The organism is Bradyrhizobium sp. USDA 4510, from assembly GCF_054059095.1.
Genome location: NZ_JBSSBT010000001.1, coordinates 6,924,168 through 6,944,393, shown reverse-complemented (window position 1 = coordinate 6,944,393; position 20,226 = coordinate 6,924,168). Strand labels below are relative to the sequence as shown.

Here is a 20,226-nt window from a genome sequence, read left to right as displayed (position 1 = left end):
TCTACGGACAATGACCGACCAGAATGATTTGCGTACAATGACGTTTCGCCTCGACCGCCGACAGATGATCTCCGGAATGGCTGCCCTTGGCGTGCTGGCCGGAAGCCGCAGCGCCTTTGCACAGAAGCGCGTCGTCATTCCGGAAGGCGACTTCGCGCCGCTGCCGATCGCGATCCCGAACTTCGCCGCCGGTACGCCCGGGGACACCGAGGTCGGTGTCGGCGTGACGCAGGTGATCACCAACAATCTGAAGCGCAGCGGCCTGTTTGCGCCGATCGATCAGGCGGCCTATCTCGAGAAGCAGATCAACATCGACGCGGCGCCGAACTTCAACAACTGGAAGAGCATCAACGCGCAGGCGCTGGTGACCGGCCGCATGACGCGCCAGGGCAACGGGCGCGTCAAGGCGGAGTTCCGGCTCTGGGACGTCAACACCGGCCAGCAGCTCGCCGGCCAGCAGTACGACACCTCGGCCGAATACTGGCGGCGCATCGCCCACATCATCTCCGACCAGATCTACGAGCGGCTGACCGGCGAGAAGGGTTATTTCGATACCCGCGTCGTGTTCGTCGACGAGAGCGGCTCGGCGGATCGCCGCGTCAAGCGGCTCGCGCTGATGGACCAGGACGGCGCCAATGTGCGCTACCTGACCCGCGGCTCGGATCTCGTGCTGACGCCGCGCTTCTCGCCGTCGACCCAGGAAATCACCTACATGGAATTCGGGCAGGGCGACCCGCGCGTCTATCTGCTCAACATCGAGACCGGCCAGCGCGAGATCGTCGGCAACTTCCCGGGCATGTCGTTCTCGCCGCGCTTCTCGCCCGACGGCCAGCGCGTCATCATGAGCCTGCAGCAGGGCGGCAACTCCAACCTGTTCGTGATGGATCTCCGCTCGAAGTCGATGACGCGGCTGACCGACACGCCGGCGATCGACACCTCGCCGTCCTACGCGCCCGACGGCACGCGGCTGTGCTTCGAGTCGGATCGCGGTGGCAAGCCGCAGATCTACGTGATGCCGGCAACCGGCGGCGGTGCACAGCGCATCTCGTTCGGCGACGGCACCTATTCGACGCCGGTTTGGTCGCCGCGCGGCGACTACATCGCCTTCACCAAGCAGGGCGGCGGGCAGTTCGCGATCGGCATCATGAAACCCGACGGTTCGGGCGAGCGCATCCTGACCTCGGGCTTCCACAATGAAGGCCCGACCTTTGCGCCGAACGGGCGCGTCGTGATGTTTTTCCGCGATCCCGGCGGCAACAGCGGCCCGTCGCTGTTCACCATCGACGTCTCCGGCCGCAACGAGCTGCGGGTACCGACCCCGGGCTTTGCCTCCGACCCGGCCTGGTCGCCGCTGTTGTCGTGAGCCGGGTGCAGAGCTGCTCCGGGAACCTCGGCGGCGGTCAACACTTCTCACCTAGCGCACTGAATTTTATAGTGAATTCCGGTCGTCGCCTGGGCGCGGCAAGGACTTGCTAACGATGTTCGCTCAGAAAGACTTCACCTGCGATCAGTAAGAGTGCGAGCTGAAAAGGACGCGCGCTCTCACAATGCAGTTTGCAAGTCAGACGGGTGAACCGGACCGGTCGATGTCGCCGACGATTTCGGCGGCACTGGTCGATTCCCTGTTCATGAACCCAGCGCCCATGATTTTCGGCGCCTTCGGTCCCGCCATTGCGGGCGCCGTGATTGCGGCTGTCACGAGCAATCTGTTGTGCTGGCTATGCGTGCCGCTGTTCATCGTGGTGGGGCTGGCGCGCGCGCTGCAGATGTACCGCTACCAGCAGCGCAATTCCCGGCTCACCGTCGAAGAGTCCGTGACCTGGGAGAAGCGTTACCGGATCGGCACCATCGCCTACGGCATCTCGCTCGGCATCTGGGGCGTCACCGTGCTGCTCACGACCAATGATGCCGCCGCGCACATGCTGTGCGTGACCACGGTGGTCGCCTACACCTCGGCGGGGGTAGGGCGGACCTTCGGCCGGCCGCAGATCTTCCACCTGCATCTGTTGATGTCGATCGGTCCCCTGATCCTGGCGCTGATGTATGTCGGCGGCCCCTATCACATCGCCCTTGCACTGCTCAGCCTGGTGTTCTTCAGCGCCATCCGGCATCTGACCTCCAGCCTGCAGCGCATCTACGTCAACGCCTGGATCGCCAAGGAGCGCGAGGCCGCGCTGGCGGGCCAGTTCGATACCGCGCTGAACAACATGCCGCACGGCCTGTGCATGTTCAGCGCCGACGGCCGCGTTGCGGTGATGAACCACCGCTTCATCGAGATGATGCAGCTGTCGGACGATTTCGTGCAGCGCGGCGCCAGCGCGACCGACATCTGCAACGCCTGTGTCCTGTCCGGCTCGATCTCGGCCGCGGCCGCACAGCAGATCCTCTACGAGATCGAGAGCTCGCAGCGCGGCGATATCGTCACCAGCGATCCCGACCCAACCAAGAACCGCTCGCTCGACTGGACTTTCCAGCCGATGGCCGGCGGCGGCACGGTGGTGCTGGTCGAGGACATCACCGAGCGCAAGGACGCCGAGGCCCGGATCAGCCACCTCGCGCGCTACGACGAGCTGACCGCGCTGCCCAACCGCGTCAATTTCCGCGACGAAATCGGCCGGCTGCTCGCCATGCAGCACGGCGACCATCGCTCCGCATTGCTGTTCGTCGACCTCGACCAGTTCAAGCAGGTCAACGATACGCTCGGTCATCCCTGCGGCGACCAGCTGCTCTGCGCGGTCGCCGAGCGGCTGCGCGAGATGCTGCGGCCGGAGGATTTCGTGGCGCGGTTCGGCGGCGACGAGTTCGTGGTGTTCCAGCAGAACATCCACTCGCACGAGGACGCTGCGGCGCTGGCTCGTCGCATCGTCGACCGCCTCAGCGAGCGCTACAAGATCGACAACCATTTGGTCGAGATCGGCGCCAGCGTCGGCATCGCGATGACCGCGCCCGGCGTCGGCGCCGACACGCTGCTGAAGAACGCCGACATGGCGCTCTACCGCGCCAAGGCCGACGGCCGCGGCACCTTCTGCTTCTTCCGCGACGAGATGGCGCAAACCGTCGAGGCCCGCCGCATCCTCGAGCTCGACCTGCGCAAGGCGCTCGCCAACGAGGAATTCGAGCTGTTCTACCAGCCGCTGATCAACCTGAAGTCCGGCAAGGTGAGCACCTGCGAGGCGCTGCTGCGCTGGAACCATCCGGCACGCGGCACGGTCTCTCCCGTCGACATCATCCCCGTTGCCGAGGACATGGGCCTGATCGTCGATCTCGGCCGCTGGATCCTGCGCAAGGCCTGCATGGAATGCATGAAGTGGCCCGAGGCGGTCAGCGTCGCGGTCAACTTCTCGCCGCAGCAGTTCCACCAGCGCGACGTGCTGAGCGAGGTTCGCTACGCACTCGAGGTCTCCGGCCTGCCGGCGCACCGGCTCGAGATCGAGATCACCGAATCCTCGCTGCTGCACAACACCGAGCTGACCCACGACTTGCTGTCCCAGCTGCGCTCGCTCGGCGTGCGGATCTCGCTGGACGATTTCGGCACCGGCTACTCGTCGCTCAGCTACCTGCACAATTTTCCGCTGCAGAAGGTCAAGATCGACCGCTCCTTCCTCGAGGGCATCGACAGCGACCGTCCGCTGACCCTGCTGCGGGGGGTGGCGCGACTGTCGGCGGATCTCGGCATGTCGGTCGTGGTCGAGGGCATCGAGACCAATGAGCAGCTCGAACTGATCAGCGCCGATGGCGCGGTGACCGAAGCACAGGGATACCTGTTCAGCCGGCCGGTTCCCTCCGTCCGCATCCGCCAGCTGCTCAATGCCTCGCACGGCCGGCGGACCGACGAGCAACTGCACGTGGTTCCCTCGCGCTCGATCGCTTGACCCGGCGCAATACCCTCAATCGATAGTTGTGAGAGCCTTCGGCTGCACCATTCGTAGTGTACCCTTGCGGCGAGAGGTTAACTGTATTGCCTCGATTGCTTTGACGGAAATTAAGAAGCTGTTAATCTTTTGGCCGCGCGTTGAAGTTGTTGCGTTGTTCAGGGAGTACCAAATGAGGTCCGCGGCCGAAGCCATCAAGCCCGCGACAGGAAGGCTTGCGGACCCTCTGGATCAAGTCGATTACCGCCTCGCTCAGACCCCGGAACAGAAAGACGAGATCTACCGGCTTCGCTATCGCGCCTATCTGCGCGAAGGCGCGATCCGGCCCTCGGCGGATGAGCGGGTTGTCGATCAGTTCGATGATGCGCCGAATGCCTGGGTGTTCGGTGTCTATCTGCAAGGCGAACTCTGCAGCTCGATCCGCATCACCGTGGTGACGCCGGAATGGCGTACCTCGCCGACGCTCGAGGTGTTCGGCGACGTGCTGCTGCCGAAGCTTGATCAGGGTCTGGTCTTCATCGACTCGACGCGCTTCGTCGCGGATCCCGAGAAGGCCCGGAACGTCCCGGAACTGCCCTATGTCACCGTGCGCCTCGGCTCGACCGCGGGCGTGCACTTCAACGCCGATTACGGCCTGGCGCCGGTCCGGCCCGAGCACATGGCGTTCTACCGGCGTGTGTTCCTGCACGAGACCTGGTCGGAGCCGCGGCTCTATCCCGGGCTGGTGAAGCCGGTCGGCTTGATGGCGTCGCATTTGCCGACGGTGCGGGAACGCGTGCTGGCCCGCTATCCCTTCCTGCGCTCCAGCGCCTTCGAGCGGCGCATGCTGTTCGACCGCGAAGGCCAGTTGCAGCCCGACGGCTTCGTGCAGCCGTTCGAGCGCGCTTCGATCGTGCCGAATCCCTGAGGGAATCGGCCATTCTCATCGAGTCAGTGTCGATCGACTGTTGCGCGCAGGCCAAATTGTCCTGCAAAAGCGGCCGGTTCCCGCGAACCTTGCCTTCCCTTCACCATCGCGCCACATTTGCCACCCATTAACCATCGGGGGCGCTTTTCGCCATTGCCTGGCATTTGATGGGGTTCAGCAAGGTCTCGTCAAGGTTGACGGAACGTTCGCTTAACCATCGCCCTGTAGACCGATTGGGTAGTACGAAGAGCGCGAGCGTGGAGGCTCCGGGAATGAATTATCTCCAGGGTATGAAGCTGGTTGCGGTTCTGGCGGTGGCGCTGTCGATGGGCGCCTGCGCCAACAAGAACCCGTTGGACGCCAATGGCGCGATTGGGGGCGCCGCGACCCCGGGCAGCCAGCAGGATTTCGTGGTCAATGTCGGCGACCGCGTGTTCTTTGAGAGCGATCAGACCGATCTCAGCCCGCAGGCGACGGCGACCCTCGACAAGCAGGCGCAGTGGCTGCAGACCTATAACCGTTACTCCTTCACCATCGAAGGTCATGCCGACGAGCGCGGCACCCGCGAATACAACATCGCGCTCGGTGCCCGCCGTGCCCAGTCGGTCCGCGCTTACCTTGCCTCGCGCGGCATCGATCCGAGCCGCATGCGCACCATTTCCTACGGCAAGGAGCGTCCGGTCGCGGTCTGTAACGACATCTCCTGCTGGTCGCAGAATCGTCGCGCCGTCACCGTGCTGAACGCCAGCTCCTGACGCGAACCTGAATGAGTGTTTTCAAGCCGGCGCCTTCAGGGCGCCGGTTTTTGTTTTGGCCGCGTGAAGGCCCGGCCCGCCGTCATCAAGATGAACGAAGCTGCGCGCAATTGGCCGCTTGCTTGTTCCAGCGTCCGTACTAAACCGGTATCCCGCGACGCTGTCCCGGATTTGAAGTGCCAGTCACAATTCCGGCGTACTCCGTCTTTCAATGTCGCTCGCTTTTCACGTCGATCTCGTCGTCAGGGCAAAATGTCATCCAGGATTCATTTTCTTTCCTCCGCCGCGGCGATCGCGGCGTTGCTCGCCGTTTCCGCGCCAGTGTTTGCCCAATCCGACGATTCCGATGCTGAAATGCGGATCGAGCGGCTCGAGAACCAGCTGCGGCAGCTGACCGGCCAGAACGAGGAACTGCAATACCGTAACCGCCAGCTCGAGGAGCGGCTGCGGCAGCTTGGCGGGCAACCGCCCGGCCCAGCTGGACAGGCTCCGGCGGGCCAACCCGTTGCGGCGGCGCCACCGGCGCAGCAACCGCAGGCCTACCCGCAAGCGCAGCCGGGCTACGCCCAGCCCCAGCAAGGCTACGGCCAGCCGCAGCAAGGATATGGCAGGCCGCCGCAGGGCGGCTATGACCAGCAGCAGCAGATCGCGGCGCCTGCGCCGATCGCGCAGGAGCCGGCGCCGGCGGCTTCCGGCCGCCGCGGCCGCGGCGATGCCTTCGATCCGAACCAGAACCCGAATGCCCCAGGGGCGCCGCGCGCACTTGGCGGCGGCGGGATGCCGATGCCCGGTGAGGCGGCGGTTGGTGCGCCCGGCGGCCGTGGGGCAGGCGAGCCGCTCAATCTCGGCAACACCAGCCCGCAGCGTGCGCCCGGCGCGAGCGCAGCCCTGACCACGCTGCCGCCGTCGGCGACGTCGAAGGACGAGTTCGACCTCGGCATCGGCTATATGCAGCGCAAGGACTATGCGCTCGCCGAAGAGACGATGAAGAACTTCGGCCAGAAGTATCCGAACGATCCCCTGGTGGCGGACTCGCAATACTGGCTCGGCGAAAGCTATTTCCAGCGCCAGCAATATCGCGATGCTGCGGAGACCTTCCTCGGCGTGACCACCAAGTTCGACAAGTCCGCGAAGGCGCCCGACGCCCTGCTGCGGCTCGGCCAGTCGCTGGCGGCGCTGAAGGAGAAGGAAGCGGCCTGCGCCGCGTTCGGCGAGATCACGCGGAAGTACCCGCGCGCGTCCGGCGGGGTCAAGGCTGCGGTTGATCGCGAGCAGAAGCGCGTGAAGTGCTAAACCAGATGCGGGAAGGCCGCTTCCGGCCTCTCCGCCAGCAGCTGGTTTTGCGATGCCCGACGATCAATCCGCCATCCCGGCAAGGGACGCCAAGCGCCTGTTCGCAGGCCTTGCGGGCGCGCCGGCGCTCCTGCTTGCGGTGTCCGGCGGTCCCGATTCAGTCGCGCTGATGTGGCTCGCCGCGCGCTGGCGCCGCGCGCTCGCGCAGGGACCGCGGCTGGTGGCGGTCACGGTCGATCACGGCCTGCGTCCTGAAGCGGCTCGCGAGGCGCGCGACGTCAAGCGGCTGGCGCGAAGTCTCGAGCTGCCGCATCACACGTTGCGTTGGACTGGACCAAAGCCTGGAACCGGCGTGCCGGCGGCCGCGCGCGCGGCCCGCTATCGACTGCTCGCGCAGGCCGCACGCAAGCATGGCGCCACGCATATTTTGACCGCGCACACCCGTGACGATCAGGCCGAGACGCTGTTGATGCGGATGCTGCGCGGCAGCGGCGTTGCGGGCCTCTCGGCAATGGCGCGCGAGACCGAGCGCGATGGCGTCTTGCTGACACGGCCGCTGCTCGACATCTCCAAGGCCCAGCTGATCGCGACGCTGCAGAAGGCGCGCATCGGCTTTGCCGACGATCCGACCAACCGCGATCGAACCTTCATGCGTCCGCGGCTGCGCGCGCTGATGCAGATGCTCGCGGCGGAGGGCGGCGACGCGCGGAACCTGGCGCGGCTTGCCGCGCGGATCGCGCGCGCCAACGCCGCCCTGGAGGTGCTGGTCGACGGCGCCGAGCACTATCTTGCGTTGAAGAGCGAGGATAACTCTGGCACGGGCTTCGATGCTGCACTGTTCGCAGTAATGCCCGAGGAAATTCGCGTCCGTCTGCTCAAGCGCGCCATCGACCGCGTCGGACATGAGGGCCCGGCCGAGCTCGGCAAGGTCGAAACCCTGCTCGCCGCGATGGACGAGGCCTTGGATGGGACTTTGGGAAAACGCGAATCCAGGCTGAAACAGACCCTTGCCGGAGCGGTCATCAGCATCGCTGCCGGCCGGATCAGGATCGGCCCGGCACCGCCCCGCCGGGCGCGCTCCCGCTGAGCCGGGTTCGATTGTTTCAATCGCTGTCATAATCGGGCAAAGAGGCTTAACCACCCCGGAAAAACACCGGATTCAGCGCCATTTTTTGACCGGGAATCGCGCTAGGATGCGGTAAATAGTCGTGCGTGGTTCCCTTGGCATCTACCCCAGCGGCACCTAAATTGTATGCCATCGACGGGATGGATTCCCTGGGGATTCCCACAGAGCCTGCCCAAGGATAGAGAGAGGCCGCGATCCGCGCGACCACGAAGGAAGACCATGAACGCCAATCTGCGGAATTTCGCCCTCTGGGTCATCATTGTCCTGCTGTTGCTGGCGTTGTTCACGCTTTTCCAGAATCCTGGCCAGCGCTCGTCGTCCTCGGACATCTCGTTCTCGCAGCTTCTCACTGAGGTCGATCAGGGCCATGTCCGCGACGTCGTGATCCAGGGGCCGGAGATTCACGGCACCTTCAACAACGGCACGAGCTTCCAGACCTACGCGCCGAGCGATCCGACGCTCGTGAAGCGCCTCTTTGACGCCAAGGTGCAGATCACCGCGAAGGCGCCCGGCGATAACGTGCCGTGGTTCGTCTCGCTGCTCGTCTCCTGGTTGCCGTTCATCGCGCTGATCGGCGTGTGGATCTTCCTGTCGCGGCAGATGCAGGGCGGCGCCGGCAAGGCGATGGGCTTTGGCAAGTCGCGCGCCAAGATGCTGACCGAGGCCCATGGCCGCGTCACCTTCGAGGACGTCGCTGGTGTCGACGAGGCCAAGCAGGATCTGCAGGAGATCGTCGAATTCCTCCGCGACCCCGGCAAATTCCAGCGGCTCGGCGGACGGATTCCGCGCGGCGTGTTGCTGGTCGGCCCTCCCGGCACCGGCAAGACGCTGATCGCGCGCGCGGTCGCGGGCGAAGCCAACGTGCCGTTCTTCACCATCTCCGGTTCTGACTTCGTCGAGATGTTCGTCGGCGTCGGCGCGAGCCGCGTCCGCGACATGTTCGAGCAGGCCAAGAAGAACGCGCCCTGCATCATCTTCATCGACGAAATCGACGCGGTCGGCCGTCATCGCGGCGCCGGCCTCGGCGGCGGCAACGACGAGCGCGAGCAGACGCTGAACCAGTTGCTGGTCGAGATGGACGGCTTCGAGGCCAATGAGGGCGTGATCCTGATCGCGGCGACCAACCGTCCCGACGTGCTCGATCCCGCGCTGCTGCGTCCCGGTCGCTTCGACCGCCAGGTCGTGGTGCCGAACCCGGACGTCGTCGGCCGCGAGCAGATCCTCAAGGTTCACGTCCGCAAGGTGCCGCTGGCGCCGGATATCAACCTCAAGACCATCGCGCGCGGCACCCCGGGCTTCTCGGGCGCCGACCTGATGAACCTCGTCAACGAGGCTGCGCTGACCGCCGCCCGCCGCAACAAGCGGATGGTGACGCAGGCCGAGTTCGAAGAGGCCAAGGACAAGGTGATGATGGGCGCCGAGCGCAAGTCGCTCGTGATGACCGAGGAAGAGAAGCTGCTGACGGCCTATCACGAGGGCGGCCACGCCATCGTTGGCCTCAACGTCGTCGCGACCGATCCGATCCACAAGGCGACCATCATTCCGCGCGGCCGTGCGCTGGGCATGGTGATGCAGCTGCCGGAGCGCGACAAGCTGTCGATGTCGCTCGAGCAGATGACTTCGCGCCTTGCCATCATGATGGGTGGCCGCGTCGCCGAAGAGTTGATCTTCGGCCGCGAGAAGGTGACCTCGGGCGCCGCCTCCGACATCGAGCAGGCGACCCGCCTTGCCCGCATGATGGTGACGCGCTGGGGCCTCTCGGAAGAGCTCGGCACCGTCTCCTACGGCGAGAACCAGGACGAGGTGTTCCTCGGCATGTCGGTCTCGCGCACGCAGAATGCGTCCGAGGCGACCGTCCAGAAAATCGACTCCGAGATCAGGCGTCTGGTCGAGGAAGGCTACAACGAGGCGACCAAGATCCTCACCGAGAAGCGCGAGGATCTCGAGGCGCTCGCCAAGGGCCTGCTCGAGTTCGAGACGCTGACCGGCGACGAGATCATCGACCTCTTGAAGGGCAAGAAGCCCAATCGCGAGTCGGTGCTGGAGCCGTCGACGCCGCGCGCATCCGCCGTGCCGCCGGCCGGCAAGCCGCGCCCGCGTCCCGATCCGGACACCGGCATGGAGCCGCAGCCGCAGGCGTAAGCCTCGCCCGCGATGGCCGGCACTTCCGGCAGACCAGTTGTGCAAAAGCTCGGCCTCAAGCCGGGCTTTTGTATTTTTGTCGACGGGTTGTCCGTTCCCTATGGCGACGTTGTCGGCGAGCTGCCCGCCGATGTGCTGGTAGCGAAGACCGCACGGGCACCGCTCGATGCCGTGCACCTGTTCGCCGCCAAGGCCGAGGGGCTTGCGGCCAGGCTGCGGCGTTACCGTCATGCGATCGCCCCTGACGGCATGATCTGGGTATCGTGGCCGAAGAAGAGTTCGGGTGTCGCGACCGACCTTACGGAGAAGGAGGTCCGCGCAACCGGGCTCGCGAACGGCTTGGTCGACGTCAAGGTCTGTGCGGTCGATAACGTCTGGTCGGGGCTGAAATTCGTGATCCCGGTCAGGGACCGCGGCAAGCGCTGAAATCGCGCCTTTCGAATATCCGTGGCCTCCGCTGCAACGCCGTGGCATCCTCCCGCCAAGCCGTCAAACGGCACAGCCGCGATGTCTGAAGGCGCGGCAAGAAAAAGGGAAGGGGAGGCCGATGCGCAAGGCATTCGGCGCGCTTGGCGCCATTTCGTTCCTGCTGCTGCCCACGTCTTCTCTCGCCGACGAGATGCGGGGCGTCACATCAACCGAAATCAGGATCGGCCAGACCATGCCCTATAGCGGGCCGGTGTCGGCGTTCGGCGCACTCGGCAAGGGCGAAGCCGGCTATTTCAGGATGCTGAACGAGCGCGGCGGCATCAATGGCCGCAAGATCAACTTCATCTCGCTGGACGATTCCTACGCGCCGCCGAAGACGGTGGAGCAAACGCGCCGCCTCGTCGAGAGCGACGAGGTCGCGCTGATCTTCTCCTCGATCGGCACCGCGCACAACACCGCGATCGCAAAGTACCTGCAGGGCAAGAACATCCCGCAGCTGTTCCTGGCCTCCGGCGCCTCGAAATTCGGCGACGTCACGCAATTCCCGCAGGCGACGATGGGCGTGCAGGCGCCGTTCCGCTACGAGGCACGGCTCTATGCGCGCTATGCGCTGGCGAAGAATCCGAATGCAAGGTTCGCCGTCATCTCGCAGAACGACGACTACGGCCGCGACTATCTCGCCGGCCTCAAGGACGTGCTCGGCGAGAAGTATGAGTCTCTGGTCACGGTTGCGACCTATGAGATCACGGACCCGACGATCGACTCCCAGATCGTCAAGCTGAAGGCCACCAATGCCGACGTCTTCGTGATCGCGGCGACGCCGAAATTCGCGGCGCAGTCGATCCGCAAGGCCTTTGAGATCGGCTGGCGGCCGATGACTTTCCTGTCCAACACAGCGGTGTGGATCTCGACCGTGATGCAGCCTGCCGGCCTCGAGGCCGGCACCGGCATCATCTCCACGGCCTATGTGAAGGATCCGGACGACCCGGCATGGAGCGACGATCCCGGCATGAAGGGCTGGCGCGAGTTCATGACCAGATACGTGCCGGAAGGCGACCAGCACGACACCAACTACGTCAACGCCTACAACAGCGCGATGGCGCTGGAGGCGGTGCTGAAGGCCTGCGGCGACGATCTCTCGACCGAGAACATCCTGCGTCAGGCATTCGCGATCAAGGGCCTGGAATTGCCGATGTTGCTGCCGGGCATCAAGGTCAACACCTCGCCGGCCGACCACGTGCCGGTCGATCAGATGCAACTGATGCGCTTCAACGGCAAGACCTGGGATCGCTTCGGCGAGCTTCAGACAGGGAATTGAGGGTGGGGCTGATCGCGCTTGAACTGTGAGCGCCGGGGATCAAACCCGTCATCCTGAGGAGCCGCGCAGCGGCGTCTCGAAGGATCGACGGCCCGACTGGTGGCCGATTCATCCTTCGAGGCTCGCCCGGCGGCGCAATTGCGCCGCAAGGCTCGCACCTCAGGATGACGGGACGACGATGCGATTTTGGACTTGTGCGGCGTCGGTTAGTTCGTGCTCTGACCCGCCGCCGCCGCGCCGGTCTTCGTCTCGTCCGAGCGTACATGGATCACGGCGATGTCGTCCTTGTACAGCCGCTTCCAGCCCTTCAGGTGATCCAGCGCGTTGCCGGCGGGCGAGTCCGAGCTCAGCAGCGTGGCATCGATCCGGTATTTGTCGAGCAGGCCCAGCAGCCGGCCGACGTCGCGGGCGTCGAGCGCATCGTAATAGTCGAGCACGAATTGCTCGCCATAGAGCTCGGCGCGGCCGTCGATGAACACCTTCATGTCGCGGCTGACCATGTAGCCGCCAAACGGCGCGGTGCTGAACACGCGCTGCGCCTTGTGCTGCTGCAGCACATCGACCGCGGCAACGGGCGAGAACATCGGCAGGAATTTGAACTGATGCTGCGCGACGAACATCCCCGTCGTCACCCACGCGCCGATCACCATCGCGATCACAGCCAGGATCGTGACGACGGGGAATGCGCGCGTTTCTCCGAAGCGGGCGGCGGTGGCGCCTGCCGTTCCCCATTGCTCGGCGATCGGCTTGGCGAGCACCAGCGGAGCGATGAACGCGAATACCTCGATGTTGCGGACATGGCTCAGCGCCATCCAGATCAGCGCGAGCAGCAGCAGGATCCGCGGCACCGACAGCGTCAGCCTGCGATAGCAGATCAGGCCGATCAGGCCGAGCAGCGTGGCTTCGAAGAAGCTGGGCTTGCTGAAATCCGCCGGCTTCCATTCCCCGATCAGCGTCAGCAATTTGCCGAGGCTGAGGATCTTGGTCGCGCCGAGCAGGCTGTTCCAGCCATAGGGCGTCAGGCAGCTCGCGGCCAGCGCGGCGAGGCCGAACAGGCCCCATCGCACGACAAGCTGGCGGCGGCGGCCGGGCTCCGCGTTCCACACCGCCTCCAGTCCGATCGGTCCGATCAGCGCCAGGCCGAGAACGAAGCCGCCATGCAGATTGGCCCACAGCGTCATCAGCGGCAGCAGCCACCATGACGGTGAGGCGCGGCGATCCGCGGCCACGAGCAGGCCGCCGATGAACGCCAGCAGCACCGGCAGCGCCAACACATGCGGCCGCGCCAAGAAGTGGATCGTCGACAACAGCAGCGCCAGCGCCGCGATCAGAAGCGCGCGCGCCGGATCGAAATACGGGCTCAACAGATGCAGGAAGATTGCGACCGTCGCGCCGATCGCCATCGACGACAGGATCACCGGCCCGGCCCAATCGCCGCCGTATACGAGCGCGTACACCACCTGCGACAGCCACGAGCTCGAGATCCAGGGCTCGCCGAAACGGGTGAACGAGAACACGTCCGATGTCGGCATCGCGCCGTGTTCGAGGATCCACTGTCCGACCCGGATCTGCCACATCGTGTCGGAATCGCGCAGCAGGATTTCGCCGGCCGAGAGATAAAACAGATAGGCGCCCACGGCGGCGCACAGCGGCACCAGTCCTCGCGCCGCGCTACGGCTGCTCACGCTGCTGGTGATGGAGAGTGACATGCGCTTTCTTGCTTGTTTCGGCCGGGGGCATCCAGAGCCAACGCCACGCGTGATGCTGGCGCGCACTCGACCACGGCTTCCGATAAATTCGGGTAAATGCCGCGGCGATATCGCGAGTGTGCGCAAGATCAGATGTCTCGATTTCGAGCGATCACCTTAGCCGGCGATTTACCATCGCGGCCCTGAACCGGTCGGGGAGAGGCCCGAAGCACCGCCGGCTCAATCAGAGGTGGTACCAGAGGTTGCAAAAAAATCCTTACAATTCCAGCTTGTCAACCAGTCTGAATAGTTGTTCACTTCTTCAGGCGATTGCGGGATCAATCGCTCAAAACGTTGAAGACTCGTGTGTTCTGCCGGTGGGCGCCGGCCGGGGCGCACGGCGGGGGGACGGAACGCCATGGTTTACCGGCGAACTCATCAGGTCGTGAAACGGCTGGCCGCGCGGCGCAGCGCCATCCTGTCGGCTGCGCGGGACGCGGCGGCGGCGGGCGGCATGGCGGCGGTCCAGATCGCACCCGTCGCGGTGCGGGCCAATGTCGCGGCGGGAACAGTCTACCGCTATTTCCCGTCGAAGGCCGAGCTGATCTCGGAATTGATCACGGAAGTCTCGCGCGACGAGCTCACGGCGATTCGGCGTGCCGCCGATGCTGCGCCGGGGCCGTCATCGGCGCTTGCCGCCGCGGTGACGACGATCGCGGTCCACGTGCTGTCGCAGCGCAAGCTCGCCTGGGGCATTTTGGCCGAGCCGGTCGACGTCGACGTCACCGCCTCGCGCCTCGCCAGCCGCCGCGATATTTCCGGCGAGCTTGCCATGCGCATCGATGCCGCGGTGCGCGCCGGGCACCTGCCGGCGCAGGACACGGCGCTGGCCGCCACCGCCTTGCTCGGCGCGCTGCACGAAGCGCTGGTCGGCCCGCTGGCGCCGGCCAATCTCGACGATCCGATCAAGCTGCGTGACGCGGTGCAGACCGTGACGCTGCTAGCGCTGCGCGCGGTCGGCGTGATGGACGCACGCGCGCGTGGCCTCGTGGTGCAGGCGACGACTCCGGCGAAGGCGCTGGTCGGCGCCTGAGTCCAGGATGAGGCCAACGCGCGCGAAGAACACTTCTGTCGCATTGGCGTTGTAGTTTTGCGGGCTGGGTTCAACCAACCTCACGGAGCAACCCATGACGACAAACCATGGCTCGGCCAAATGGCAGGGCGGCATCAAGGACGGCAAGGGCGCGATCTCGACCAAGAGCGGCGCGCTCTCGGATTACCCCTACGGCTTCGCCAGCCGTTTCGAGGGCAAACCGGGTTCGAACCCGGAGGAGCTGATCGGCGCGGCGCATGCCGCCTGCTTCACGATGGCGCTGTCGTTGATCCTGGGAGAAGCCAAGCTCACGGCGGAGCATATGGAGACCAAGGCCGATGTGACCCTGGAGAAGGTTGCCGACGGCTTCGCCATCACCGCGGTGCATCTGACGCTGTCGGCGAAGATCCCGGGCGCCGACAACGCGACGTTCCAGGAACTGGCCGGCAAGGCGAAGGCCGGATGTCCGGTGTCGAAGCTGCTCAACACCAAGATCACGCTCGACGCGTCATTGCAGGGCTGATCGCGGCGCGGCGGGTTAGAGCGTTTTCGAGCGAAATAGGCACCGGTACGCGTGAAGAAAACGCGCCAAACAGGAATCTAGAGCTGCGCGTCGCCCTTCGGGCCGACCGAGGCGATACGCAGCATGTTGGTGGTGCCGGGGGCGCGGAGCGGCACGCCGGCGACGATGATGACGCGCTGGCCGGCCTTGGCAAAACCGTCGCGGAACGCAATCGAGCCGGCGCGGTCGACCATGTCGTCGAGATCGTGGGCGTCCTCGGCGACCACGCAATGGACGCCCCACACCACCGACAGCTTGCGGCCGGTGACGAGGTTCGGCGTGATCGCGACCACCGGCACCTTAGGCCGCTCGCGCGCCACCCGGATCGCGGTCGAGCCTGATGACGTCCAGCAGATGATCGCCGACAGGTCGAGCGTCTCGGCGATCTGCCGCGCGGCGTCGGCAATGGCGTCACCCACCGTCGCTTCGGGATCGACGCGCTGCGCGTTGATCACGTTGCGATAGGTCGGGTCGCGCTCGACCTCCTCGCCGATGCGGTTCATGGTGGAGACTGCCTCCACCGGGAATTTGCCGGCGGCGGATTCCGCCGACAGCATGATGGCGTCGGCGCCTTCGTAGACGGCGGTGGCGACGTCGGAGACTTCGGCGCGCGTCGGCACCGGCGCCTGGATCATCGATTCCAGCATCTGGGTTGCGACCACCACCGGCCTGCCGGCGCGGCGCGCCATCCGGATCATCTGCTTCTGCAGGCTCGGTACCCGTTCCAGCGGCAGTTCGACGCCGAGATCGCCGCGCGCCACCATCAGCGCGTCCGACGCTTCGATGATGTCGGCAAGGCGGTCGATCGCCTGCGGCTTCTCGATCTTGGCCATCACGGCGGCGCGGCCGCGGATCATCTTCTTGGCCTCGATCACGTCCTCGGCGCGCTGCACGAAGGACAGCGCGACCCAGTCGATCCCCTCCGGCAGCGCGGCTTCCAGGTCGGCGCGGTCCTTTGCGGTCATCGCCGACACCGGCAGATCGGTATCGGGCAGGCTGACGCCCTTGCGGTCCGACATCTTGCCGCCGATCACGACGCGCGTGACCGCGCGCTCGGGCGAGGTTTCCTCGGCGATCAGCCGCACCTTGCCGTCGTCGAGCAACAGCGCATGGCCCGGGCGGAGCGCCGCGAGGATCTCCGGATGCGGAAGCTGGACGCGGCTGTTGTCGCCCGGCGTCTTGTCGGAATCCAGAATGAAGCTCTGGCCGTTCTTGAGCTGGGTCGCGCCTTCCGCGAACGAGCCAAGCCGCAGCTTCGGCCCTTGCAGGTCGACCAGGATGCCGATCGGCCGGCCGTAGCTCGATTCGACATTGCGGATGGTCTTGACCAGCTCCCGCATCTTGTCATGCGGGGTATGGCTCATGTTGATGCGGAAGACGTCGGCGCCCGCCTCGAACAGCTTGCGGATCATCGCGCTGTCTGAGGAGGCCGGGCCGAGCGTTGCGAGGATCTTGATTCGACGCAGTCGTCTCATGGTTTGTTTCCGGGTGGTGCGGCTGGCGGCAGACCAGACGCGCCCGGCGGCGCTGCGCCCGGCGGCGGGTTGGGCAGGCCCGGCATCGCCCCGGGACTTCCTGGACCCACGCCGCCCGGCATTCCCGGTACTTTCTGCGGCTGTTGTTCGTTGGCTTCGGTCAGCTGGACGGTCCATGCACGCTGCTCGCCGGTGTCGACCTCGAAGAAGCCGGTGCGGTCGAACCCGCGCGCCAGGCAATTTTCGGTGCCCTTGATGGTGAATTCCTTGTCGCGCGAGCACATGAAGGCCTGGCCGGACCATTCGCCGCCGCGATCATAGTCGAGAGCGTAGATGTAGTAGTAGCGCGCCACAAGGTTGCCGCGCAGCAAGGTCTCGCAGGTGCGCGACGACACATTCCACCAGCCCTCGGTGGTCCAGCCCTCGGCGTCCTTGTAGCCGAGCGCGATGCCGACGCGGCTCGAGGTGTTGTTGCAGAGCCGGAAATCGGCCGCCGCCGGGCTCGTCCACAGGCAGGCCGCGACCAGCGCCAGCACCGGCAGGAGGCCGGCCAACGTCAGACGGATATTGCGGGGAGCTGAGGCAAGGGAATCTGTTGGGCTCATGCAGCGAAGCTATATCAAATCATGGACGATTTCGCGTGCCCGGCCGGCACTGTCAACGGGCGGGCGCCCGTCTGCGACGCTGTCGGACCATGGCCGGGGTGGCCGGACCGGTCCGTTTTGCGCGCCGATATGGCAAAATCTGTGACAATTCCCACCTGATATCAATATGGTGAGCGCGACACACGGGATCACGATCATGAGCATTGACGACAAAACCAGAACGGAACTCGAGGCCGCGGTCTTCCGGCGTCTCGTCAGTCACCTGCGCAACCGCACCGATGTGCAAAACATCGACCTGATGAACCTCGCCGGCTTCTGCCGCAACTGCCTGTCCAACTGGATGAAGGAAGAGGCCGACGCCAAGGGCCTTGCCGTGAGCAAGGACGAGAGCCGTGAGGCGGTCTACGGTATGCCGTATGAGGAATGGAAGGCGAAGTATCAGGGCAGCGCGACGCCGGAGCAACTCGCGGCGATGAAGAAAGCCCAAAGCGGGCATTAAGCCGAGCAACGTCATTCCGGGATGGTGCGTTAGCACCAGACCTCAGATGCGCAATTGCGCATCGGGGAATCTCGAGATTCCGGGTTCGATGCTGCCGCATCGCCCCGGAATGACGTTTATACCTGAAAGACCAGCATCTCCTGTGGGCGCGCTGTGGATGAGCGCGATGTTTCCTTGACGGAACGCGCGCCAAAATCGAGGGTCGCCCGCAGCAAGCGGTGCGCAAGGCGCGTATTCGCGTAACATTTCAATGCCAGTTCAGGAGTGCGCGATGGCCACCACGTCTGCCGCCGTCAAGGAAGAGCCCGCAACGCGATTTGCCAAGGACCAGCTCAAGTCCATCATCGAGCGCATCGAGCGGCTGGAAGAAGAGAAGAAGACGATCTCGGACGACATCCGCGACGTTTATGCCGAGAGCAAGGGCAACGGCTTCGACGTCAAGGCGCTGCGCGCCATCATCCGTCTGCGCAAGCAGGATCCGAACGAGCGCCAGGAGCAGGAGACCATCCTGGAGACCTACATGCAGGCGCTGGGGATGCTCTGAGGCGGCCAGCGGCCACCCCTGCTGGCGTTTGCCAAGGCGCTCCAAGCCCCCCAAGGCTCAGGTCGATGCTCCTGGAAGGCCTCGTGTCGAGGCTTGGGTGAAATCACGGGATTTGCTACACTGGCGGTGAGGTAACCGGGCAGATCGTTCAGATGGACGTGCCAGGACCAGAGCGCCGGCTCGCTGCGGTCCTCGCCGCCGACATGGTCGGCTATAGCCGCCTGATGGAGGCTGACGAGACGGGCACCCTTGCGCGCCTCAAAACCCATCGCATCGAGCTGATCGATCCGGCCATCGCCAAGAATCGCGGCCGCATCATCAAGACCACCGGCGACGGCCTGCTGGTCGAATTCCACAGCGTCGTCGATGCGGTGCTGTGCGCGGCCGAGGTCCAGAGCCGGATGGCCAAGCGCAACGCCGACGTCGCGCCGGCGCGCTGGATGCAGTTTCGCATCGGCATCAATCTTGGCGACGTGATCGTTGACGGCGCCGATATCTTCGGCGACGGCGTCAACGTCGCGTCCCGTCTGGAGACACTGGCCGAGCCCGGCGGCATTTGCATTTCCGGCGCGGTCCGCGATCAGGTCGGCGATCGCCTGGAAGATCTGAGCTTCGAGGATCTCGGCGACCAGACCGTCAAGAATATCGCGCGCCCGATCCGGGTTTTTCGCGTTCATCTCGAATCCGGTGCCAGGCCCGTTCCGGAGCACCCGAGCGCGGTGGCCGCCCCTGTCGTCGCCAAGAAGCCCTCCATCGCCGTGCTGCCGCTCGTCAACATGAGCGGCGATCCCGAGCAGGAATTCTTCGCCGACGGGCTCACCGAGGACATCATCACCGAGCTGTCGCGCTTCCACGATCTGCTGGTGATCTCGCGCAACTCGAGCTTCGTGTACAAGGGCAAGGCCGTGAAGGTGCAGGACGTCGCGAAGGAATTCGCCGTCGACTATGTGCTGGAAGGCAGCGTGCGGAAGGCGGGCGGCCGGATCCGCGTCACCGTGCAGCTGATCGACGCCGTGGCCGACCGGCACGTTTGGGCCGAACGCTACGACCGCGAGCTTGCCGACATCTTCGCGATCCAGGACGAGATGACGCGCGCGATCGTGGCGACCTTGCCGGGGCGCGTCGAGGCTGCCGCGCATGACCGCGTCAAGCGCAAGCCGACCGACAACATGGCGGCCTACGAGTGCGTGCTTGCCGCCAAGGTGCTGCATCATCGCTCGGCACGGGACGACAACGCGGAGGCGCAGCGCCTGCTCGAGCGGGCCATCGTGCTTGACCCAAACTATGCCCATGCCCACGCCTGGCGGGCCTGCGTGCTCGGCCAGACCTGGGTCTACAACTGGTGCACCGACCGCGACGCGACCATGGCGCAGGTCGCCGCAGAGCTCGAGATCGCGCTCAAGCTCGACGACAATGACAGTGACGTGCACCGGATCCTCGCCGCGCTGAACCTTAACCGCGACGACCACGACAAGGCGGCCTTCCACCAGGAGCGCGCGCTCGCGCTGAACCCGAACTACGACCTCGTGGTCGTGCAGCAGGGCGAGCTCCTGACCTGGCTCGGGCGGCCCGAGGAGGGCATCGACTGGATCAAGCGGGCGATGCGCCTCAATCCGTTCCATCCGGAGCGCTTCTGGAGCCATCTCGGCCGGGCCTGCTATTGCGCCGAGAAATACGCCGACGCCGTCGAGGCGTTCTCGCGCATCACGCGCCCCGATCACACCCATCATGCCTTCCTCGCGGCGACCTTCGCGCAGATGGGCAACACGGTGGCGGCCTCTGCCCACGCCGCCGAGGTGCTGAAGCGCGAGCCGACCTTCTCGGTTGCCGCGCATCTGACAACCCAGCGCTACAAGTATGAGCCCGATCGGGCACGCTACGAGGCCGGCCTGCTCAAGGCAGGGCTGCCGGCCTGAAG

At 65.3% G+C, this 20,226-nt stretch carries 17 protein-coding genes; 14 read left to right on the top strand and 3 right to left on the bottom strand.

Annotated elements, in window-relative coordinates; all coding sequences use genetic code 11:
- The first annotated feature begins 37 nt into the window (after nucleotides 1–37).
- From tolB to ACVMDN_RS32400, 9 genes are all read left to right on the top strand, one after another.
- Nucleotides 38–1,363 (top strand): Tol-Pal system beta propeller repeat protein TolB, encoded by a 1,326-nt coding sequence (gene tolB, locus ACVMDN_RS32440; RefSeq protein WP_028340643.1) that lies wholly within the window; start codon nucleotides 38–40, stop codon nucleotides 1,361–1,363.
- Between the two features lie 184 nt (nucleotides 1,364–1,547).
- A complete protein-coding gene (locus ACVMDN_RS32435) occupies nucleotides 1,548–3,872 on the top strand; it encodes a putative bifunctional diguanylate cyclase/phosphodiesterase (RefSeq protein WP_076828017.1) in 2,325 nt (774 codons plus the stop codon).
- 172 nt (nucleotides 3,873–4,044) lie between these two features.
- Nucleotides 4,045–4,779: an N-acyl amino acid synthase FeeM domain-containing protein gene (locus tag ACVMDN_RS32430; protein WP_057018120.1), complete on the top strand. Its 735-nt coding sequence runs from the start codon at nucleotides 4,045–4,047 to the stop codon at nucleotides 4,777–4,779.
- A 272-nt stretch (nucleotides 4,780–5,051) separates the two neighbouring features.
- A complete protein-coding gene (gene pal, locus ACVMDN_RS32425; RefSeq protein WP_016846948.1) occupies nucleotides 5,052–5,534 on the top strand; it encodes a peptidoglycan-associated lipoprotein Pal in 483 nt (160 codons plus the stop codon).
- A 252-nt stretch (nucleotides 5,535–5,786) separates the two neighbouring features.
- On the top strand, nucleotides 5,787–6,827 hold the full coding sequence (gene ybgF, locus ACVMDN_RS32420) for a tol-pal system protein YbgF (protein WP_076828018.1): 1,041 nt from the start codon (nucleotides 5,787–5,789) through the stop codon (nucleotides 6,825–6,827).
- 52 nt (nucleotides 6,828–6,879) lie between these two features.
- Nucleotides 6,880–7,914: a tRNA lysidine(34) synthetase TilS gene (gene tilS, locus ACVMDN_RS32415; RefSeq protein WP_057018121.1), complete on the top strand. Its 1,035-nt coding sequence runs from the start codon at nucleotides 6,880–6,882 to the stop codon at nucleotides 7,912–7,914.
- A 258-nt stretch (nucleotides 7,915–8,172) separates the two neighbouring features.
- Nucleotides 8,173–10,095 (top strand): ATP-dependent zinc metalloprotease FtsH, encoded by a 1,923-nt coding sequence (gene ftsH / locus ACVMDN_RS32410; RefSeq protein ID WP_057018122.1) that lies wholly within the window; start codon nucleotides 8,173–8,175, stop codon nucleotides 10,093–10,095.
- 39 nt (nucleotides 10,096–10,134) lie between these two features.
- On the top strand, nucleotides 10,135–10,521 hold the full coding sequence (locus ACVMDN_RS32405; protein WP_244558820.1) for a DUF3052 domain-containing protein: 387 nt from the start codon (nucleotides 10,135–10,137) through the stop codon (nucleotides 10,519–10,521).
- Between the two features lie 121 nt (nucleotides 10,522–10,642).
- Nucleotides 10,643–11,842, top strand: a complete 1,200-nt coding sequence (locus tag ACVMDN_RS32400; protein ID WP_076828022.1) for an ABC transporter substrate-binding protein — start codon at nucleotides 10,643–10,645, stop codon at nucleotides 11,840–11,842.
- A 206-nt stretch (nucleotides 11,843–12,048) separates the two neighbouring features.
- Here ACVMDN_RS32400 and ACVMDN_RS32395 read toward each other — a convergent pair whose 3' ends face one another.
- Nucleotides 12,049–13,551, bottom strand: coding sequence for a hypothetical protein (locus ACVMDN_RS32395; protein WP_076828024.1), 1,503 nt, complete (start codon nucleotides 13,549–13,551; stop codon nucleotides 12,049–12,051).
- Between the two features lie 397 nt (nucleotides 13,552–13,948).
- Here ACVMDN_RS32395 and ACVMDN_RS32390 point away from each other — a divergent pair, with 397 nt between their 5' ends.
- Both ACVMDN_RS32390 and ACVMDN_RS32385 read left to right on the top strand, forming a co-directional pair.
- A complete protein-coding gene (locus ACVMDN_RS32390) occupies nucleotides 13,949–14,623 on the top strand; it encodes a TetR/AcrR family transcriptional regulator (RefSeq protein ID WP_026191806.1) in 675 nt (224 codons plus the stop codon).
- A 94-nt stretch (nucleotides 14,624–14,717) separates the two neighbouring features.
- Complete coding sequence (locus ACVMDN_RS32385) at nucleotides 14,718–15,146, top strand: OsmC family protein (RefSeq protein WP_076828026.1); 429 nt, start codon at nucleotides 14,718–14,720, stop codon at nucleotides 15,144–15,146.
- 77 nt (nucleotides 15,147–15,223) lie between these two features.
- Here ACVMDN_RS32385 and pyk read toward each other — a convergent pair whose 3' ends face one another.
- Together pyk and ACVMDN_RS32375 are read right to left on the bottom strand one after the other, a co-directional pair.
- Nucleotides 15,224–16,660, bottom strand: a complete 1,437-nt coding sequence (pyk, locus tag ACVMDN_RS32380) for a pyruvate kinase (RefSeq protein WP_076828028.1) — start codon at nucleotides 16,658–16,660, stop codon at nucleotides 15,224–15,226.
- The gene (locus ACVMDN_RS32375) at nucleotides 16,657–17,265 is read right to left on the bottom strand and encodes a DUF1036 domain-containing protein (RefSeq protein WP_038377731.1); all 609 of its coding nucleotides are present in this window, start codon (nucleotides 17,263–17,265) and stop codon (nucleotides 16,657–16,659) included. The genes pyk and ACVMDN_RS32375 overlap by 4 nt, the downstream gene beginning before the upstream one ends.
- A 196-nt stretch (nucleotides 17,266–17,461) precedes the next feature.
- Here ACVMDN_RS32375 and ACVMDN_RS32370 point away from each other — a divergent pair, with 196 nt between their 5' ends.
- From ACVMDN_RS32370 to ACVMDN_RS32360, 3 genes are all read left to right on the top strand, one after another.
- On the top strand, nucleotides 17,462–17,764 hold the full coding sequence (locus ACVMDN_RS32370; RefSeq protein ID WP_050422684.1) for a DUF1244 domain-containing protein: 303 nt from the start codon (nucleotides 17,462–17,464) through the stop codon (nucleotides 17,762–17,764).
- A 271-nt stretch (nucleotides 17,765–18,035) separates the two neighbouring features.
- On the top strand, nucleotides 18,036–18,308 hold the full coding sequence (locus tag ACVMDN_RS32365) for a DUF2312 domain-containing protein (RefSeq protein WP_016841616.1): 273 nt from the start codon (nucleotides 18,036–18,038) through the stop codon (nucleotides 18,306–18,308).
- A gap of 152 nt (nucleotides 18,309–18,460) precedes the next feature.
- Nucleotides 18,461–20,224, top strand: a complete 1,764-nt coding sequence (locus tag ACVMDN_RS32360) for an adenylate/guanylate cyclase domain-containing protein (protein ID WP_076828030.1) — start codon at nucleotides 18,461–18,463, stop codon at nucleotides 20,222–20,224.
- Nucleotides 20,225–20,226: the final 2 nt, after the last annotated feature.

Coding starts and splice junctions, on each gene's coding strand:
- tolB (WP_028340643.1), top strand. CDS start 38: ATGACGTTTCGCCTCGACCGCCGACAGATGATCTCCGGAATGGCTGCC.
- ACVMDN_RS32435 (WP_076828017.1), top strand. CDS start 1,548: ATGCAGTTTGCAAGTCAGACGGGTGAACCGGACCGGTCGATGTCGCCG.
- ACVMDN_RS32430 (WP_057018120.1), top strand. CDS start 4,045: ATGAGGTCCGCGGCCGAAGCCATCAAGCCCGCGACAGGAAGGCTTGCG.
- pal (WP_016846948.1), top strand. CDS start 5,052: ATGAATTATCTCCAGGGTATGAAGCTGGTTGCGGTTCTGGCGGTGGCG.
- ybgF (WP_076828018.1), top strand. CDS start 5,787: ATGTCATCCAGGATTCATTTTCTTTCCTCCGCCGCGGCGATCGCGGCG.
- tilS (WP_057018121.1), top strand. CDS start 6,880: ATGCCCGACGATCAATCCGCCATCCCGGCAAGGGACGCCAAGCGCCTG.
- ftsH (WP_057018122.1), top strand. CDS start 8,173: ATGAACGCCAATCTGCGGAATTTCGCCCTCTGGGTCATCATTGTCCTG.
- ACVMDN_RS32400 (WP_076828022.1), top strand. CDS start 10,643: ATGCGCAAGGCATTCGGCGCGCTTGGCGCCATTTCGTTCCTGCTGCTG.
- ACVMDN_RS32395 (WP_076828024.1), bottom strand. CDS start 13,551: ATGTCACTCTCCATCACCAGCAGCGTGAGCAGCCGTAGCGCGGCGCGA.
- ACVMDN_RS32390 (WP_026191806.1), top strand. CDS start 13,949: ATGGTTTACCGGCGAACTCATCAGGTCGTGAAACGGCTGGCCGCGCGG.
- ACVMDN_RS32385 (WP_076828026.1), top strand. CDS start 14,718: ATGACGACAAACCATGGCTCGGCCAAATGGCAGGGCGGCATCAAGGAC.
- pyk (WP_076828028.1), bottom strand. CDS start 16,660: ATGAGACGACTGCGTCGAATCAAGATCCTCGCAACGCTCGGCCCGGCC.
- ACVMDN_RS32375 (WP_038377731.1), bottom strand. CDS start 17,265: ATGAGCCCAACAGATTCCCTTGCCTCAGCTCCCCGCAATATCCGTCTG.
- ACVMDN_RS32370 (WP_050422684.1), top strand. CDS start 17,462: ATGAGCATTGACGACAAAACCAGAACGGAACTCGAGGCCGCGGTCTTC.
- ACVMDN_RS32365 (WP_016841616.1), top strand. CDS start 18,036: ATGGCCACCACGTCTGCCGCCGTCAAGGAAGAGCCCGCAACGCGATTT.
- ACVMDN_RS32360 (WP_076828030.1), top strand. CDS start 18,461: ATGGACGTGCCAGGACCAGAGCGCCGGCTCGCTGCGGTCCTCGCCGCC.